The sequence below is a fragment of the Burkholderia sp. BCC1047 genome, assembly GCF_902833155.1.
Taxonomy (GTDB): Bacteria; Pseudomonadota; Gammaproteobacteria; order Burkholderiales; family Burkholderiaceae; genus Burkholderia; species Burkholderia sola.
Genome location: NZ_CADFEH010000030.1, coordinates 54171 through 72043 on the forward strand (window position 1 = coordinate 54171; position 17873 = coordinate 72043).

Annotated in this window: 17 protein-coding genes, 1 tRNA gene, 1 pseudogene and 1 riboswitch; of the genes and pseudogenes, 7 read left to right on the forward strand and 12 right to left on the reverse strand. The window is 67.3% G+C overall.

The window, feature by feature from the left end; translation table 11 throughout:
• Positions 1–169: 169 nt before the first annotated feature.
• Positions 170–442 carry a hypothetical protein gene (locus HWX55_RS26755; RefSeq protein WP_050011579.1) on the reverse strand — a complete coding sequence of 91 codons (273 nt, stop codon included), beginning with the start codon at positions 440–442 and terminating at the stop codon, positions 170–172.
• Between HWX55_RS26755 and HWX55_RS26760 the strand changes: the two genes are divergently transcribed.
• The 3 genes from HWX55_RS26760 (at position 441) to HWX55_RS26770 (ending at position 2307) form a co-directional block, all read left to right on the forward strand.
• The gene (locus tag HWX55_RS26760; protein WP_175977899.1) at positions 441–605 is read left to right on the forward strand and encodes a hypothetical protein; all 165 of its coding nucleotides are present in this window, start codon (positions 441–443) and stop codon (positions 603–605) included. The two genes, HWX55_RS26755 and HWX55_RS26760, sit on opposite strands and share 2 nt — an antisense overlap.
• A 230-nt stretch (positions 606–835) precedes the next feature.
• Positions 836–1039 (forward strand): cold-shock protein, encoded by a 204-nt coding sequence (locus HWX55_RS26765; protein ID WP_027783827.1) that lies wholly within the window; start codon positions 836–838, stop codon positions 1037–1039.
• A 140-nt stretch (positions 1040–1179) separates the two neighbouring features.
• Positions 1180–2307 carry an exonuclease domain-containing protein gene (locus HWX55_RS26770; protein WP_175977900.1) on the forward strand — a complete coding sequence of 376 codons (1128 nt, stop codon included), beginning with the start codon at positions 1180–1182 and terminating at the stop codon, positions 2305–2307.
• Between the two features lie 29 nt (positions 2308–2336).
• Here HWX55_RS26770 and HWX55_RS26775 read toward each other — a convergent pair whose 3' ends face one another.
• Positions 2337–2927: a chorismate mutase gene (locus HWX55_RS26775; RefSeq protein WP_175977901.1), complete on the reverse strand. Its 591-nt coding sequence runs from the start codon at positions 2925–2927 to the stop codon at positions 2337–2339.
• A 223-nt stretch (positions 2928–3150) separates the two neighbouring features.
• Positions 3151–3297, reverse strand: coding sequence for a hypothetical protein (locus HWX55_RS26780; RefSeq protein WP_009690993.1), 147 nt, complete (start codon positions 3295–3297; stop codon positions 3151–3153).
• Positions 3298–3494: 197 nt separating this feature from the next.
• Between HWX55_RS26780 and HWX55_RS26785 the strand changes: the two genes are divergently transcribed.
• The 3 genes and pseudogenes from HWX55_RS26785 to HWX55_RS36205 all read left to right on the forward strand — a co-directional run.
• Entirely contained in the window at positions 3495–3884 is a 390-nt protein-coding gene (locus HWX55_RS26785) for a DUF2946 domain-containing protein (protein WP_175977902.1), read from the forward strand.
• 127 nt (positions 3885–4011) lie between these two features.
• A complete protein-coding gene (locus tag HWX55_RS26790; RefSeq protein WP_175977903.1) occupies positions 4012–6393 on the forward strand; it encodes a TonB-dependent receptor in 2382 nt (793 codons plus the stop codon).
• Between the two features lie 84 nt (positions 6394–6477).
• Positions 6478–6567 (forward strand): annotated as a pseudogene (locus HWX55_RS36205) (TlpA family protein disulfide reductase); the annotation flags it as partial.
• 89 nt (positions 6568–6656) lie between these two features.
• Here HWX55_RS36205 and HWX55_RS26795 read toward each other — a convergent pair.
• From HWX55_RS26795 to pepN, 4 genes are all read right to left on the reverse strand, one after another.
• On the reverse strand, positions 6657–6911 hold the full coding sequence (locus tag HWX55_RS26795) for a GlsB/YeaQ/YmgE family stress response membrane protein (RefSeq protein ID WP_006476609.1): 255 nt from the start codon (positions 6909–6911) through the stop codon (positions 6657–6659).
• A gap of 718 nt (positions 6912–7629) precedes the next feature.
• Positions 7630–7705 (reverse strand) — tRNA-Thr (locus HWX55_RS26800).
• Positions 7706–7912: 207 nt separating this feature from the next.
• Complete coding sequence (locus tag HWX55_RS26805) at positions 7913–8926, reverse strand: class 1 fructose-bisphosphatase (protein WP_050011574.1); 1014 nt, start codon at positions 8924–8926, stop codon at positions 7913–7915.
• Positions 8927–9205: 279 nt separating this feature from the next.
• The gene (gene pepN, locus HWX55_RS26810) at positions 9206–11899 is read right to left on the reverse strand and encodes an aminopeptidase N (RefSeq protein WP_175977904.1); all 2694 of its coding nucleotides are present in this window, start codon (positions 11897–11899) and stop codon (positions 9206–9208) included.
• 188 nt (positions 11900–12087) lie between these two features.
• Here pepN and HWX55_RS26815 point away from each other — a divergent pair, with 188 nt between their 5' ends.
• Entirely contained in the window at positions 12088–12798 is a 711-nt protein-coding gene (locus tag HWX55_RS26815; RefSeq protein WP_175977905.1) for a DUF4136 domain-containing protein, read from the forward strand.
• A gap of 54 nt (positions 12799–12852) precedes the next feature.
• Here the strand turns inward: HWX55_RS26815 and HWX55_RS26820 are convergent, their stop codons facing one another.
• The 5 genes from HWX55_RS26820 to xdhC all read right to left on the reverse strand — a co-directional run bounded on the left by HWX55_RS26820 (position 12853) and on the right by xdhC (position 17526).
• Positions 12853–13425 (reverse strand): TMEM165/GDT1 family protein, encoded by a 573-nt coding sequence (locus HWX55_RS26820; protein WP_175977906.1) that lies wholly within the window; start codon positions 13423–13425, stop codon positions 12853–12855.
• A 78-nt stretch (positions 13426–13503) separates the two neighbouring features.
• Positions 13504–13641: riboswitch (yybP-ykoY riboswitch) on the reverse strand.
• Positions 13642–13772: 131 nt separating this feature from the next.
• On the reverse strand, positions 13773–15092 hold the full coding sequence (gene guaD / locus HWX55_RS26825; protein ID WP_175977907.1) for a guanine deaminase: 1320 nt from the start codon (positions 15090–15092) through the stop codon (positions 13773–13775).
• Between the two features lie 16 nt (positions 15093–15108).
• Positions 15109–15450, reverse strand: coding sequence for a hypothetical protein (locus tag HWX55_RS26830; protein ID WP_244140647.1), 342 nt, complete (start codon positions 15448–15450; stop codon positions 15109–15111).
• 27 nt (positions 15451–15477) lie between these two features.
• A complete protein-coding gene (locus HWX55_RS26835) occupies positions 15478–16503 on the reverse strand; it encodes an adenosine deaminase (RefSeq protein WP_089488252.1) in 1026 nt (341 codons plus the stop codon).
• Between the two features lie 18 nt (positions 16504–16521).
• On the reverse strand, positions 16522–17526 hold the full coding sequence (xdhC, locus tag HWX55_RS26840) for a xanthine dehydrogenase accessory protein XdhC (RefSeq protein WP_175977908.1): 1005 nt from the start codon (positions 17524–17526) through the stop codon (positions 16522–16524).
• Positions 17527–17873: the final 347 nt, after the last annotated feature.

The following is a 17873-nucleotide window of genomic DNA, read 5'->3' on the forward strand; positions in this document are numbered from 1 at the left end:
ATCGGCAATAGAGGTTTGTGTGGAGCATGGATAATGAAAGGTGGTTCTCTCGCTATACTGCGATCTCTGCTTTCCGAAGCAGACTTTTTCGTTGACGGAAAAGATCTCCAAACCTTTGTCGGCGCGACTTCCCAGTCGCGCTTTTTTTTTGCCCGACCGGCTCAGCGCGCTACGACGTGTACGAGCGGCGCTTGCGCTGGCGCTTGCCCGCAGGCGCGGCATCCTCTGCTTCGATCGGCGGCGGCGTGTTGGTCCAGTCTTCCATCACGTAGTGACGGGCATCCAGAGGCGATGCGAGCAGGTTCTGCCAGTGATCGCCGTGCCACGTCATATCGAACTCGGTATCGCACGGCGCTTCGCGCGCGGACTCGGCCAGGGCGCGGGACTTGCGACGTACGCGTCCGAGCCGGCTCGCGAAGCGCTTGATTCCGTCCAGCCACATGACCCTCTCCTTCCTTTCGGCGTTGATTCAGGATCGCAACGTCGCCCGATTTCTGCAACCCGAAAAAACCCGAGGATTTTACCGGGTCGATTTGTTCCCGGTAGAAATTTCGCTTCCGGCGATTATTAGCGATCCGATCCCGGTAATGTTGACAGGTTTTTGATGCGAATCAATTAATCATCGGTGATGGTGTACCGATTCCAGTGGTATTAGCGTCTTTTCAAGAAAGCACTGGATAAAAATTTTCTTGACGCACCCGGATTGTCCAATTTATAAAGTGAGCACTCCGTCCTCGGGCGGCGTGCTGGTGCGGGTGCTGGCGCAATGTTTCGGGATTTCGGGAAACGGCTATAAAAATAGCTTTTTTGATCTTATCGAGTGGGGAAAGAAGACATGGATACCGGTATCGTGAAATGGTTTAACGATGCTAAAGGTTTTGGCTTTATTACGTCGGACAATGGCGGTGAAGATTTGTTTGCGCACTTTTCCGAAATCCGGATGGACGGCTTCAAGACGTTGAAAGAAAACCAGCGTGTTTCGTTCGAGGTCAAAGTCGGGCCCAAAGGCAAGCAGGCAGCGAATATCCAGGCGGTCTGACGCGCCACGCATTGCCGATCACGTCCGGCCCCCGCATCGCGGGGGCTTTTTGTTTTCGGGGGACGGAGCGAGCCGGTCCGGGCTGGCCCGAGTACGCATGCCGGTGCATACTCACGGAAGCATCGTTTCCCTGTCTTTTCATGTCCGATTCCGTTCCGTCCGATCCCGCCAGCGAGCAGCCGCTCGTCTTCGTCGACCTTGAAACCACCGGCGGCTCGTCCGCCGACCACCGCATCACCGAAATCGGCGTGGTCGAAATCGGACCGCTCGGCGTGTCGACGTGGACGAGCCTCGTCAATCCGGGGCAGGCGATTCCGCCGTTCATCCAGCAACTGACGGGCATCTCGGACGCGATGGTGCGCGATGCGCCGACGTTCGCATCGCTCGCGCCGGCGCTGTTCGAGCGGCTCGACGGGAAGCTGTTCGTCGCGCACAACGCGAGCTTCGACCGCGGCTTCCTGCGCGCCGAATTCGAGCGCGCCGGCCTGGCGTTCAATCCCGATGTGCTCTGTACGGTGCGGCTGTCGCGCGCGTTGTTTCCGCGCGAATCGCGGCACGGGCTCGATGCGTTGATCGAACGGCATGGGCTCGTTCCGGCCGCGCGTCACCGGGCGCTGGCCGATGCCGACCTGATCTGGCAGTTCTGGCGCCAGCTGCACGACATCGTGCCGCTCGAGCGGCTGCGCGACCAGATCGCGCGCACGACGCGCCACTTCCGTCTGGGCGGCGATCTGACCGAGGCCTGGCTGGATACCGCGCCGGCAGGGTGCGGCGCGTATGCGCTGTTCGGGGAGCGCGACGAAGCGCTGTATGTCGGTCGTAGCGTGCGCGTGCGGCAGCGGCTGCGCGCGCTGCTGACCGGCGAGCGCCGCTCGTCGAAGGAAATGCGGCTCGCGCAGCAGGTGCGGCGCGTCGAATGGCGCGAGACCGGCAACGAGCTGGGGGCGATGCTGGTCGAAGCGCAATGGATCGCCCGGTTGCGCCCGTCGTACAACCGGCGGCCCACGGCCGACGCCGTCCGCGCGGGCGGTGCGCCCTGGCCGTTCGAAGGCGCGGTCGCGTTCGAGGCGGACGGCGAGCGCCGCCTGTTTCATGTGATCGATGGCTGGTGCTATCTCGGTTCGGCCGACTCGCTCGATGCGGCCGCGCGGCTCGTGGCCGACGCGGCGGGCGGCGCGTTCGAACCCTTCACCCATCGCCTGCTGCAGACGCATCTCGCGCGCGGCCTGCAGGTGATTCCGCTCGCGGCGCTGACCGCCGCGGACTGAGCGCCGCCGGGCGATCCGTGCCCGCCGCGTCAGCCGATCGCGCTGGCCCCGCCGGCGGAGCAGACATGCGACAGCGCGGTATCGAGCGCCCGCGTCTGCGTGGAATCGTAGCGCGTGAGCGTCTTCCAGTTCGCGATGCTGCGCGCGAGCCGCGCCTGGCAATCGGGCGCGTCGCGCAGCGGGGCGACCTGCGCGAGACCGGCGAGCATTTTCTGCGTCAGCCGATCGAGTGCGGGCCGCGTGCTGGTCGCGAGATCGGGCGGCGTGCCTTCCGGCGGCCGCGTCGCGCGCCAGGTCGCGAACAGTGCGTTCTGCACGTCCTTGCTTGCGGTGATCTGATCCTCGAAGAACGTGCGGGCGAAGGCGGGATCGACGCCGGCCTCGGCCGCGCGCTTTTCGACGGCAGTGAGCAGGGCCGCTTCGCGCGGCTGGTCTTCGATGGCCTTGTGATTCGCCCATTTCCATCGCGCGACCGGTTCGGCGAGCGCGAGGCGCTGCGACGCGAGCGCAACGACGTTGGTGAGGGCGGTGTCGTCGCCGTCTGCGCGGACGGCAGGCGACGAAAGGAGGGCGACGCCGAGCGCGGCGACAGCGACGCTGGCACGAATGACTTGCTTCATCGGAACGATCGGGAGAGCCGGGCGGGCCGGACGTGGAAAACCAGAAGGATAGACGAAGACAGTCGCGCGGCGTAGCGTCGCGACAAGAGAATCAGCAGGCGAGCTGACCCGGCACCGTCAGGCTGTTGCGGCCCGGGTGCGAAGCGAATTGCGCGCGAAGCGCTAGGATGAACCGCACGATAGCGAGGGTCGACACGTGGCGGTTACAGAACCGAACCGGCGTTCACTTCGGCGAGTACAGCTTGTGCTGCTCGTCGAAGAATGCCCGAACGTGCTCGGGCAATTCGGCGAGGAATTCCACGCCGACGGGTTCCGGATCCGGGCTCATCACTTGCTCGGGCGGTGGCATGCGAGTGGGTCTTTCGTCCATGATCGTTTCTCCAGCAGGTTCAATGATTATCAACCTCGCGCTCGGATTTGTGCCAGCGGCGAATCGTTAGATTTTGTCTCTGTTGTATTAACGGCACATGCGCTCCGGCGCGAAGGGTGATGCCCGCTATCGTGCGCCGCGCGACGGCGACAATCGGGCCGCTTGCTATACTTGCGCGCACTTTTTCCTGGACCGAGATGAGACGAACGACGCGATGGATCGGCCTCGTATGGCTGGCGCTGGTACTGAACGTACTGTCGTCTGTCGTCGGCTACGCGCGTCTTGCGTCGAGCGGTTCCGGCGCGCTCACGCTCGAGTTGTGCAGTGCAGCGGGCGCGCGTCAGGTCGTGCTCGCGCAAGCGGGCGACGACCGCGACACGTCGTCGTTCGACCATGCCGGCGTCCCGCATTGCGTGTACTGCCCCGGCTTCGCGGCGAACGTCGCGCTGGGCACGAGCCTGCCCGCGATGCCGGGCTTCGTGCGCACGTTCGCGTATCGGGTGGCCGCCCCGGTCGTTCCCGATGTGCCCCGCAAGGGCATCCGTCTCGCGCAGCCGCGCGCCCCGCCTGAAAACGTTCCGGTCTGATTGATGTCCTTCGCGCGTCCCGGTGGCGCGCGAGCCGCCCGCGGCCTCGGCCCGCGCGTCGTGCCGTGCGTGCGCGGTTCGCGCCCCGTACCCGGCGGCGTCCGATCACGTTTTCAGGAAACCACTCATGTCGTCTACCCTTGCCGCGCGGTCGTCGCGCGGCCGGCTCGCGCTCGCATGCGCGGCCGCTTTCGCATGGCCGGCCGCCCAAGCGGCTTCGACCGACGATGCTCGCGCCGACGCGGCTCGCAGCGGTGGCATCGATCGTTCCGCCGCCGCCGCGGCGCCGGCGGCCGTCGGTGTCGCTGCAGCGGCCGCGACGGTCGGCGATACGTTGACCGCCGTCAGCGTGACCGCGCAGCGGCAACCGGTCGATCCGGATACACCGGCCGTCGTCGCGTCGATCACGCGCGAGCAGATCGATGCGCACACCAACGTCACGACCGAGGACGCGCTGAAGTACGCGCCGAACCTGATGGTCCGCAAGCGCTACATCGGCGACCGCAACAGCGTATTCGCGGGCCGCGACTTCAACGAACTGCAGAGCGCGCGCGGGCTCGTCTATGCGGACGGCGTGCTGCTGTCGAACCTGCTCGGGTCGAGTTATGCGTACCCGCCGCGCTGGTCGCTGATTCCACCCGACGACATCGCGCGCGTCGACGTGCTCTATGGCCCCTTTTCCGCGGTGTATCCGGGCAATTCGATCGGCTCGACCGTGCTGCTCACTACGCGGCGCCCCGAACAGCTCGAGGCGTCGCTGTCGACGCAGTTCTTCACGCAGCGCTACCGCGACGGCTACGGGTTCGCGGACAGCTTCGGCGGCAATCACCAGACCGCGCGGATCGCGAACCGCGTCGGCCGGTTCTGGTTCGCGCTGTCGCTCGACCGGCTGGAGAACGACGGCCAGCCGATGCAGTACGCGAGCCCCAATTCGGCCTACAACCCGAAACTGGGCGCCGCCGTTCCCGTGACGGGCGCCGCGACCGACATCGGACCCAACGGCAAGCCGCGGACGATCGTCGGCGCGCAGACGATCGAGCGGACCGAGCAGCTCAACGAGACGGTCCGGATCGGCTATGCGTTCGCGGATCATGTCGACGCGACGCTGACGCTCGGGCATTGGGAGAACCATTACCGGCAGCACGGCGAGACCTTCCTGCGCGATGCGACGGGCAATCCGGCGGCCGGCACTCCGGTCTACGGCGGCAACGTGTCGATCGGCGGCCAGAACATGACGGTCGCGCCGAGCGCATTCGCGCCGCAGCGCGGCGACCAGGAGAACTGGCTGTATGCGCTCGGGCTGAACGGCCGGCTCGATTCCGGCTGGCGGCTGTCGGGCGTGGTGTCCGCGTACGACGTGTCGCGCGATGTGCTGCGCGCGGCCTCGACCGTGCAGGGCGGGGCGGGCACGTTGTTCCAGGGCGACGGCACCGGCTGGCGCACGCTCGACCTGAAGGCCGAGGCGCCGGCAGTGAAGGGCCATACGTTCACGTTCGGCTATCACTACGACAACTACTTCCTGCGCAACGTCACGTACAACACGGCCGACTGGCTGGCCGGGCCGACCACGTCGCTCGCGAGCGTCTATCGCGGCGACACGCGCACGCAGGCGCTGTTCGGCCAGGACGCGTGGCGCTTCGCGCCGGGCTGGCTTGCGACGCTCGGGCTGCGCTACGAGCGCTGGGACGCGTACGGCGGCGCGCTCGGCAATGCGAACGGCACGCTCGGCTACGCGGACCGCGGCGCGAATGCGCTGTCGCCGAAAGTCGCGCTGCAGTGGGATGCGACGCAGGTCTGGCGCTTCCGGCTGTCGTTCGCGACCGGCACGCGGTTCCCGACGGTCGGCGAACTGTTCCAGGGCACGATCTCGAACAACGCGATCGTCAACAACAACGCGAACCTGCGCCCGGAAAAGGCGATCGACTGGGACTTCACGGCCGAACGCGACGTGGGCGTCGGTGTCATGCGCGCGAGCGTGTTCCAGAGCGACCTGCGCGATTCGATCTACAGCCAGACGACGGTGTCGGGCGCGACCACCGTCACCAACATCTCGAACGTCGATCGCGTGCGGGTGCGCGGCGTCGAACTCGCGTTCAGCGGCGAAAACGTCGGGCTGCGCGGGCTCGACGTCGACGCGAACGTATCGGCGAGCAACGCGCAGATCCTCGCCGATGCCGCCAATCCGGCCTATGTCGGTTCGTGTTTCCCGCGCATTCCGCGCATGCGCGCGAACCTGCTTGCGTCGTATCGCTTCGACGAGCACTGGCTCGCGAGCGTCGGCGTGCGCTACTCGGGCCGCCAGTTCAACACGCTCGACAACAGCGACGTGAATCCGGACGTCTACGGCGGCACGAGTTCGTTCACGGTCGTCGATCTGAAGGCGCGCTACCGCTTCGATCGTCACTGGACCGCGTCGGCCGGCATCGACAACCTGACGGACCGCCGCTATTACGTGTTCCACCCGTATCCGGGGCGTACTTTCTATGGAGAACTGAAATGGTCGCTGTGAAATCGCACGCGGGAGGCTACGCGCGGTGGCTTGCGGCGCCGTCGGCCGCCGGCGGGCACGAGGCGTCCGGCGTGCCGAACGGCGCGGGCCGTGCGGATCGGGCGAGATGGCGTGCGTGAAGCGCGCAGTGGATTGCTGACGGCCGACGTGCTCGACGGCGGGTTGCGGCACGCGAAGGGTTTGACGGGGTCGGCCGCGCGCGGCGAACGCGCCGCGCGCCGGCCCGATGCTAAAACGCGCCCGAAGGCGCGTGGAGAGAAACGTCAGGCCGCGCGTCTGAACAGCCGGATCACGAACAACAGAATCACCGCGCCGATGACCGCGACGATCACCGAGCCGATGAAGCCGCTGCCGATGCTGATGCCGAGCAGCCCGGCAAGCCAGCCGCCGATCACCGCGCCGACGATCCCGACGATGATGTCGACGATCAGCCCGAAGCCGCCGCCCTTCACGAGCAAGCCGGCGAGCCAGCCGGCGATCGCGCCGATGATGAGCCACATAATCAAGCCATGAGTCATGGTGGTCCTCTCCTTGGGTTGAGTCGAAATGACCGGGCACCGGCCGTTGCACGCCGCAAGCTGGTGGGTAGCGGCATGCGACCGTCGCGCCGCCCACGCAATGTAACGCGATAGACGGGTCAGGATCGTTAAGTAATGTTATGCACCCTTAAGCAGATTTTCCAGGGGATTCGTCTGCTCAGTGCATGTTCCGTGCGCGCTCGACGCATGGCGAAATGAGCCTGTAAGGATTGGCTATCGCTGAAGTCGTCCGTCGGGCACGTCGTCGCTCGAGCGTTGTCGCTGGCAACGTGGCCTCGGGGCAGGCCGTCTACTGCATTGGCGATCAGGCGTCCCGATAGTCGCGGCATCGCGAATCGCTTCGATCGACAGCTGTGCGAAACGGGCGGGGAAGGCGGCGCATCGCGTCGCTGATGCGGGGCATCGTGTGGCACCGATTAGGGGAGCGCGTCCCGTATCCGACGTCCACCTTCATTCGGTATCCTGATGGATTGGCTTCGGACGATGCGTCGAGTGCGTGGAAATGTCGAGCGGATGTTGCGCAGATAACCGCCGCCGCGACGATTGGCGCCGGACAGCTTGCGCGGGCGATTGCCGATCCGTACGCGAAGATCGTACACGGCGTGATCGGTCATGCGCGCCGTCGCACGACTTCAGGATTTCGACGCCGGAAAAGAGAAAAGGTCTGACAAGCGATGCTTGTCAGACCTTTATGTCTTGGTGCCGGAGATAGGAGTCGAACCTACGACCTTCGCATTACGAATGCGCTGCTCTACCAACTGAGCTACACCGGCAGCAGAGAAATGAAATTATATGGTGAAATCCGCGATCTTGGCAATAGGTTTTGCGAAATTTTTTTCAGCTTACTGCGGCTGCTTCGCGAAACCCGCGATCCGGCGGACTTTCCGCTTTCACTTCACTGCGACGCGACCCGTTGGGGCCACATCGCGAAGGCGCGATTGTACTGATGTCTCGCCCCTCCGTCCAGTGCTGCAGTGCAATTATTTGGCTTCGTCGTGATAGCCGGTCACGCGCTCGACTTCGTTCTTCGAACCGAGGAACACGGGCACGCGCTGGTGCAGGCCGGTCGGCTGCACTTCCATGATCCGCTGCGTGCCGGTCGTCGCGGCGCCGCCCGCCTGTTCGACGATGAACGACATCGGGTTCGCCTCGTACATCAGGCGCAGCTTGCCCGGACGATCGGGCGTGCGCTTGTCGGCCGGATACATGAAGATGCCGCCGCGGTTCAGGATGCGGTGCACGTCGGCCACCATCGACGCGATCCAGCGCATGTTGAAGTTGTCGCCGCGCGGGCCGTCCTTGCCGGCGTTCAGCTCGTCGACGTAGCGCTTGACCGGGTCGTACCAGTGGCGTGCGTTCGATGCGTTGATCGCGTATTCGCGCGTGTCGGCCGGGATCTGCATGTTGCTCTGCGTGAGCACCCACGAGCCGACTTCGCGGTCGAGCGTGAAGCAGTTCACGCCGTTGCCGGTCGTCAGCACGAACACCGTCTGCGGGCCGTACACCGCATAGCCGGCCGCGACCTGCTCGGTGCCGGGCTGCAGGAACGATTCCTCGGTCGCCTGCTTGCCGTCCGGGCAGCGCAGCACCGAGAAGATCGTGCCGATCGACACGTTGACGTCGATGTTCGACGAGCCGTCGAGCGGATCGAATACGAGCAGGTATTCGCCGCGCGGGTAGTTCGCCGGAATCGGGAAGAACGTCTCCATTTCTTCCGACGCCATTGCGGCGAGGTTGCCGCCCCATTCGTTCGCGTCGAGCAGGATTTCGTTCGACAGGATGTCGAGCTTCTTCTGCACTTCGCCCTGGACGTTCTCGCTGCCGGCGGTGCCGAGCGCTTCGCCGAGCGCGCCCTTCGACACGTTGTAGCTGATCGCCTTGCACGCGCGAGCGACGACTTCGATCAACAGGCGCAGGTCGGCGGGGAGGTTGTTGGTCTCACGTTGCTGTTCGATCAGGAACTTCGACAGCGTGGTGCGGCGGGCAATGGACATGACAGACTCCGAAAGGCCAAAGAATCCTTGAATGGCCGCAATTTTACCCGTCGCGCCTCCGCTGCCGCCGGCTTTTTTCGTCCGGTTACATGGGCGGGGCGCCGAATCGGCCCGGTATCGGGCGGCGATGACGGGGCGGGGCATGCATCACCGCGGAGACAGGCCGAGCGGTCCGACCCCCGTGCGCGCGGTTTCGGCCGCGCGCGTGCCATAAAAAAGCCGGCGCCGCGTGAGGCGGCGCCGGCTCGATTGCGCGGACGCACGGGACGATCGCGCCACTTACGCGAGCGCCTTCTCGACGATCTCGCGCACGTCGCGCGATTTCGCGCCGGCGGCGACCTGTTCGAGCGCTTCGCGCATCCGGTCGCGCAGCGCCGGCGTGAAGCGGCGCCACAGTTCGAGCGAGCGCGCGAGGCGCGCCGCGACCTGCGGGTTGATCGCGTCGAGCGCGAGCACCTGTTCGGCCCAGAACGCGTAGCCCGAACCGTCTGCCGCGTGGAATTGCGCGGGGTGGGCCGCGCAGAAGCTGAAGATCAGCGAGCGCGCGCGGTTCGGGTTCTTCAGATTGAACGCGGGGTGCGCGAGCAGCTTGCGCACCTTCGCGAGCGTCGGCTGCGCGGGCGTACCGCGTTGCGCTGCCTGCATCGCGAACCACTTGTCGATCACGAGCGCTTCCTTCTCGAAACGACGGTAGAAGTCGTCGAGCGCATGCTCGGCCGGCCCGTTCGCGCCTGCGGCGGCCGCGGACAGCAGCGCGCCGAGCGCCGCCGCGCGATCGGTCATGTTGTTCGCCGCGTCGTATTGGGCCGTGGCGACGCGTACGGCATCGGCCGGATCGTCGAGTTCGGCGAGATATGCGAGCGCGAGGTTCTTCAGCGCGCGGCGGCCCGACGCTTCCGGCGTCGGCTCGTAGGCGCCGGGCGTCTGGTGCTGCTCGTACGCGGCGAGCCACTCGGCGCGCAGCGCGGTCGCGAGCTGGCGGCGCACGAACTGGCGCGCGCGATGCACGGCGGCCGGGTCGGCCTCGGCCATCTGGTCGGCGAGGTAGGTTTCCGACGGCAGCGTCAGCGCGAGTTCGCGGAACGCCGGCGACAGGCTTTCGTCGGTCAGCACGCGGCGGAACGCGGCGACGAAGTTCTCGCCGAGCGCGAGCGGCGCGTCGGCGGCGGCACGGGCGGCGAGCGTCAGCAGCGCGCGCGTCGCGAGGCGCTGGCCGGCTTCCCAGCGGTTGAACGGATCGCTGTCGTGCGCGAGCAGGAACGCGAGATCGTCGTCGCTGTAGTCGTACTCGACGATCACCGGCGACGAGAAGTTGCGCAGCAGCGACGGCAGCGGCGCTTCCGGCACGTCGACGAACGTGAAGGTCTGCTCGGTGTCGGTGAACTCGAGCACGCGCGTCGTGCCCGATGCGGCGGCTTCGCCGTCCAGACGCAGCGGCAGGTCGCGGCCGTCGCGGCCGATCAGGCCGATCGCGAACGGGATCAGCAGCGGCCCTTGCTGCGTTTCGCGCGCGGCCGGCGACGCGTCGCCGTAGCCTTGCGCGAGGGTGACCGTATAGCGGCGCGCGGGCGCGTCGTACGCGGTGCGCACCGATACGCGCGGCGTGCCGGCCTGGCTGTACCAGCGCTCGAACTGCGCGAGGTCGCGCCCGTTCGCGTCGGCCATCGCGTGACGGAAGTCGTCGCAGGTCACCGCGTGGCCGTCGTGGCGCTTGAAGTAGAGATCCATCCCCTTGCGGAAGCCGTCGCGGCCGAACAGCGTCTGGTACATCCGCACGACTTCCGAGCCTTTCTCGTAGACGGTCATCGTGTAGAAGTTGTTGATCTCGACGTAGCTCTCCGGGCGCACCGGGTGCGCCATCGGGCCGGCATCCTCGGCGAACTGCAACTGGCGCAGCACGCGCACGTCCTCGATGCGCTTGACCGCGCGGGCCGCCGATTCGACGTCGTCGCCGGCGGCCATGTCGGCCGAGAATTCCTGGTCGCGGAATACCGTCAGCCCTTCCTTCAGGCTCAGCTGGAACCAGTCGCGGCAGGTCACGCGGTTGCCGGTCCAGTTGTGGAAGTACTCGTGGCCGACCACCGACTCGATGTTCGCGAAATCGGTGTCGGTCGCGGTCTCGGGGTTCGCGAGCACGTACTTCGTGTTGAAGATGTTGAGCCCCTTGTTCTCCATCGCGCCCATGTTGAAGTCGCCGACCGCGACGATCATGAAGCGGTCGAGATCGAGCTCGAGGCCGAAGCGTTTTTCGTCCCAGCGGATCGAATGGATCAGCGAATCCATCGCGTGACGCGTCTTGTCGAGATCGGCCGGTTCGACCCATACCTGCAGCAGTTTTTCCTTGCCGGAGCCGGTCGTGATTTTCTCCTCGATCGCGACGAGCTTGCCCGCGACCAGCGCGAACAGGTAGCTCGGCTTGCGGAACGGGTCTTCCCACTTCGCGAAGTGGCGGCCGTCGGGCAGGTCGCCCGAATCGACGAGGTTGCCGTTCGACAGCAGCACCGGGTACGCGGCCTTGTCGGCGCGCAGCGTGACCGTGTACGACGCCATCACGTCGGGGCGGTCGAGGAAGTAGGTGATGCGGCGAAAGCCCTCGGCCTCGCACTGCGTGAAGAAGTTGCCGCTCGACACGTAGAGGCCCGACAGCGTCGTGTTCTGGTCGGGCGCGCACGCGCTTTCGAGCGTCAGCTCGAACGCGTCGGGCACGTTCTCGACCGTCAGGCCGTGTTCGTGCGCGCGCACCGCGCCGTACGGCGCGCCGTCGAGCCGCGCGCCGAGGAAGTCGAGCGCCTCGCCCATCAGCTCCAGGTGCGGGGTGGGCGCGGCATCCGGATTGCGGCGCACGCGCATCGTGTTCCTGACGATCGTGCGGGCCGGCGCGAGATCGAATTCGAGTGCGACGGAGTCGATGAGGAAGGCCGGCGGCGTGTAGTCGGCGCGGCGGATCACGGTGGAGGAGGCGTTGTCGGACATGGTCGTCGAGATCGGGTGGAGTGGGGGACGGGCCCGTCGCGCGGGCCAGGCGAACCGGGCCATTGTACAAAGGCTTGCGGCGGCGTGCCGGGCGAACTTTTTACCGCTTCCGGGAGTCCGCGTATTATCGGCATCCCGTTGTGCTTCGCGCGGTGCGACGAACGGGTGACGGATCGACGAGGATCAACATGAAACGCGAATGGATTTTTCGCGGTGCGGGCTGGGCGGCGGCGCTGTGCGTCGCGCTGCTGACGGGCTGCACCAGCTACGTGACCACCCACGTCACGGCCTTCTCCGACTGGAGCGGCAGCGACGCGACCCGCACCTATGCGTTCACGCGCACGGACGCGCAGAAAAACAGCATCGAGCAGTCGACCTACGAGCCGATCGTCGCGAACGAGCTGTCCGCGTATGCGTTCCGGCAGGTGCCGCAGTCGCAGGCCCGCTATCTGGTCGGGCTGACCTATTCGGTCGGCAGCGATCTCGTGACGGTGCCGCAACCGGTCTACTATGACCCCTGGTTCATGGGGCCGGGGCCGTACTGGCGAGGCGGGCCGTGGAGTCCCTGGGGCCCGTGGGGTCCCTGGGGGCCGATGCCGGCCGGCTATGTCGCACAGACGTACCAGGTGTTCGACTACGTGCTCGGCATCCGCATCACCGAGCGCGCGACGGGCAAGGAGGTCTACAACGTGTCCGCGCGCACGACCGGCGACAACGGCACGCTGCTGTACGCGATGCCGTTCCTCGCGCGCAGCGCGCTCGCCGATTTCCCGTTGTCGAACGGCGCGGTCCGCACGGTCCGGCTGCCAGTCGACAAGCGCGGCGGGCCGGCGGCGCCGGCCGCCAACGAGCGCGCGGTGCCGGCGGCGCCCGCGTCGGGCGCAGCCGTCGCGAAGTAACGCGGCATTCCACCCTGGCGCGGCCGCCCGGCCGCGCCGTCAGTTTCGTTTCCGTCAGACTCCGACACCCAGCAGCGCCAGCGCGCCGAGCGCGACGAACAGCACGGCCGCGATCCCGTGCACGAGCTTCGTCGGCAGACGGTGCGCGAAGCGGTCGCCGAGCAGGATCGCCGGCACGTTCGCGAGCATCATCCCGAACGTCGTGCCGGCCACCACGCCGATGTAATCCTGGAAGCGGGCGGCCAGCGCGACGGTCGCGATTTGCGTCTTGTCGCCCATCTCCGCGAGGAAGAACGCGACGAGCGTCGTGCCGAACACGCCGAGCCGCGAGCGCGTCGTATTGGCTTCGTTCTCGTCGAGCTTGTCCGGCACGAGAATCCACAGCCCCATCGCGATGAACGAGAACGCGAGCGCCCAGCGCATGATCGACGGCGTGACGAGCACGCCCAGCCATTCGCCGAGCGCGCCGGCAAAACCGTGGTTGACGAGCGTCGCGACGAGCACGCCGAGAATGATCGGCACCGGCTTGCGATAGCGCGCGGCCAGAACGAGGGAAAGCAGTTGGGTCTTGTCGCCGATTTCAGCGAGGGCGACGGCGCCGGTGGAGATCAGGAAGGCTTGAGACACGAATGGGGTTCCACGGGCCGTTGTTGTGCGTGCGAGCGACGATCCACCGCGCGCCGGGCCCTGATGCGGCGCGCAGTGAACCATCGGTCTCGCCAGGCCAACGTGGCTGCGTCCGCCATGGCCGAACGGCCAAGTCTGTTGACGGACGCCTCCGTCACGATGCGCGCCGCGAGCGCGGGACATCGAGCGGAGCGGCTACTCCCCAATGAGCGGCGAATTCTAGCACGGTGCATCGCGCGCGGGAAAGCGGCCAGGGCCGCCGTGCGGCGCGCTGGAGCGGCTTCGATGTCCGGCGCATGCACGACGGCGAGGCTGCCGCGCATGCCGGAACGGGGCCTCGCGGGGCGTTACGCGGCGGCCGGGGGGCGCGCGGCGCCGCGTTGGTGCACGAGTGCGCCGGCTGCATAGGTGCGGTACACCGCGCGGTCGTCGCCGAGCAGCGCGAACGCGAACAGCAGTTCCTCGAGCGAATCCGCGCGCTGCGTGCGGCGCGCGAGCAGCGGCGTCGCCCGCGGATCGAGCACGACGAAGTCGGCCTCGGTGCGGGGCTTGAGCGTGCCGACCGTGTCGGCGAGGTCGAGCGCCTGCGCGGCGCCGGCCGTCGCGAGCCAGAACATCCGCGTGGCGCTCAGGTGATGGCCCGACAGCCGCGCGACCTTGTGCGCCTCGTTCATCGTCTGCAGCATCGAGAACGACGTGCCGCCGCCGACGTCGGTCGCGAGCGTGACGGGCACGTCGTATTCGCCGGCCTTGTCGAAATCGAACAGCCCGCTGCCGAGGAAGAAGTTCGACGTCGGGCAGTGCGCGACGACGGTGCGCGTCTCGGCCATCCGGCGGCGATCCTCGTCGTCGAGATGAATGCAGTGGCCGTACACCGCGCGCGGCCGCAGCAGCCCGTAGCGGTCGTAGATGTCGAGATAGCTGCGGTGGCCGGGGAACAGCTCGGCCACCCATTTCACCTCGTCGACGTTTTCCGCGACGTGGCTTTGCACGAACACGTCCGGATGGCGGCGCGCGAGTTCGCCGCATGCCTCGAGCTGCGCCTCGGTCGACGTCGGCGCGAAGCGCGGCGTGAGCGCGTACATCTGGCGGCCGTTGCCGTGCCAGCGGCCGATCAGCTCGGCGCTGTCGTCATAGCCCGACTGCGCGGTGTCGCGCAGGAATTCGGGGCAGTTGCGGTCCATCAGCACCTTGCCCGCGATCATCCGCAGGTCGCGCGCGTCGCTCGCCGCGAACAGCGCATCGGCCGACTGCTTGTGCACCGTGCAGTAGACGAGCGCGCTCGTCGTGCCGCATGCGAGCAGTTCGTCGACGAAGAAGTCGGCGACTTCGCGCGCATGCTCGGGGTCGCCGAACTGGCGCTCGGTCGGGAACGTGTACTTGTCCAGCCACGGTAGCAGGCCGGGCGCCGGCGACGCGATCATGTCCGTCTGCGGATAGTGGATGTGCGTGTCGATGAAGCCGGGCACGATCAGCTTGTCGCGCAGATCGTGGACCACCGCATCGCGCGCGAGCGTCGCGGCAAGCGACGCATACGGGCCGGCGGCGACGACCTTGCCGTCGTCGACGATCAGGAGCCCGTCGGTCTCGTAGTTCGCGGCATGGCTCGATTGCGCCGGGTCGCCGTTGAAGGTCAGCAGTTGGGAACGAAAAGCGGTTTGCGTCATGACGAAGGGTCCTGCATCAAGGTAAGGCGAACAGAAGAAAACGATCGGCGCCGCACGGGGCGGCACGGTGCTTCGCGAGCGGCGGCCGCACGTGATGTGCGGCACGGCCGCAGGCGACGGCGCGGGCGAACGTGGCGGCCGAAGCCGCCCGCGAGTGGTTGCGGGCGCACCTCGCAGCCGTTGCGTTCGCAACCGATTCCGCGGCATCCGGTACGACGGCGACCGGCACGGCAAGCCGCGACGGCCGGTGTGGGCGGGCGGCGATGCACCGCGCGATCGCGCCGCATGCACGCACGCAACCGGCCCGGCGCAAGGCCGAACGGGGAATCGCGAAGCGGATGCCGTTGCCGTGTTTCATCTGTCTAGCGTGCCTCGATGCGGACCGTCACGCGGCCTGCCAGTACGCGTCGAGGCGCGCGTACAGTGCGTCGCGCTGCGCCGGTTCGATGAACGACGCCTCGAAGCCGTTGCGGATCACCGCGTGGACTTCGGCATCCGTCAGTTGCAGCCCTTCGGCCGTCGCGAAGTAGTTTTCGTTGACGTAGCCGCCGAAATAGGCCGGATCGTCGGAGTTGATCGTCACCGCCACGCCGCGGTCGAGCAGCGCCTTCAGCGTGTGCTTCGCCATGTCGTCGAACACGCACAGCTTCAGGTTCGACAGCGGGCACACGGTGAGCGCCGTGCGCGTTTTCGCGAGCCGCTCGACGAGCGCCGCATCCTCGATGCTGCGCACGCCGTGATCGATCCGGTCGACCTTCAGCACGTCGAGCGCTTCGTAGATGTAGGCGGGCGGGCCTTCCTCGCCCGCGTGCGCGACGAGCTTCAGCCCGAGCGCGCGCGCCTTCTCGAACACCCGGGCGAACTTCGTCGGCGGATGGCCGAGCTCGGACGAATCGAGGCCCACGCCGATCAGCCGATGGCGATAGCGCTCGAACAGCGGCAACGCGGATTCGAACGTCGCGAGCGCGTCCTCTTCGGACAGGTGGCGCAGGAAGCACAGGATCAATTTGCTCGACAGCCCGCGGGGCTCGGCATCGGCGAGCGCGCGCTCGATGCCCGCGACGACCGTCTCGATCGGCACGCCGCGCTCGGTGTGCGTCTGCGGGTCGAAGAACAGTTCGGTGTGGACGACGTTGTCGGCGAGCGCGCGCTCGCAGTACGCGGCCGTCATGTCGTAGAAATCCTGCTCGGTGAGCAGCACGCTCGCGCCGGCGTAGTAGATGTCGAGGAACGATTGCAGGTCGGTGAACGCGTACGCGGCGCGCAGCGCGTCGATCGAGTCGTACGCGAGCTTCACGCCGTTGCGCTGCGCGAGCGCGAAAATCAGTTCGGGCTCGAGCGAGCCTTCGATATGGATGTGCAGCTCCGCTTTCGGCGCACGGGCGATCTTGTTCTTGAATGTCGGGGTCATGGCGTCGTTTTTGGTCGGTCAGTAGGTAGGGGAAGCCTGCGCGGACGCATTCGCCTCGACGGCCTGCAGCAACTGCGCGGCCACCGAGATCGCGATCACTTCGGGCGCCTTGTCGATGATGCCTTCGACGCCGATCGGGCAGCGCATCCGCGCGACCTCGGCCGGGGCGATGCCGATCGCGGCGAGGCGATGATCGAACTGCGTGCGTTTCGTATGCGAGCCGGTCATCCCGAAGTACGCATAGTCGCCGCGCCGCAGGATGCGCTCGGCCAGCACGAAATCGAGTGCGTGGTCATGCGTCATCACGACGAAGTAGGACTGCGGCGGCGCCGCGTCGACCGCGTCCGCCGGGGAAGCGGCCGCGTCGATCGCGAGATTGCCGATGCCGGCGAGCGCGTCGGCCGGCGGGAACACCGCATCGGGCCGGTCGATCCAGCGCACCTGGCACGGCAGCGTCGCCAGCACCTTCACGAGCGCGGTGCCGATATGCCCCGCGCCGAACAGCATGACGGGGAACGCATACGGCGCGATCGTTTCGGTCATCAGCGATACGCCGCCGGTTTCCCACAGCAGGCAGTCGGCGCGCGCGGCTTCCGATTCGGGCTCGCTCAACAGCGGCGCGCCCGGCGAGGGGCCGAATGATACGCTACGCACGGTCGCGGCGCCGGCCGCGACGCGCTTCGCGAGCGACATGATCCAGCCGAGGTCGCCGACGTCGAGCCGCTCGAACGCGAGCACCACGGCGCCGCCGCAGCACTGGCCGAGGCTCGGGCCGAGCGCGAGCCGCTCGAGCCGGCGCGCGTGCGGCACGTGCGCGCCGTCCTTCAGCAGGTGCCGCGCGATCTCGATCGCCTTCCATTCCAGATGACCGCCGCCGATCGTATGGCGGGCCGTGTCGCGCGTGACGAGCATCTTGGTGCCGGCCTCGCGCGGCGCGGAGCCGTCGGTATGCGCGACCGTCACGAGCACGGCCGCTTCGCCGTGCGCGAGCAGTTGCTGCAGATCGCCGAGCCAGGCTTCCATCAGCACGCTCCGTTCGGGACGACGCGGCACGACGCGCGGCGCGGGCCGGTGGGCGCGGCGGCAACGAGAACGGGCGGGAGCGTGGCAGACAGGCTGCACGGCCGATGCCGTGCGGCCGCCGCGGGCTGACGGCGTACGCGAACGGCGTCGCCGGACGCGCGGACGCCATGAGGGTGACGGATGCGGATGGTTTGCGTTGTCATGATGAATCCAGTCGACATTGCGGATCGGGCGCGCGTTACGCAGGCAGCGGTGAGACCGCCTGGCCTCGCGCACGTAGATCGCCATCCAGCCCCGAAGATAGCACCGCCACGCGGCGGGAACATGGCCGGGCGGTGATCCGGGCT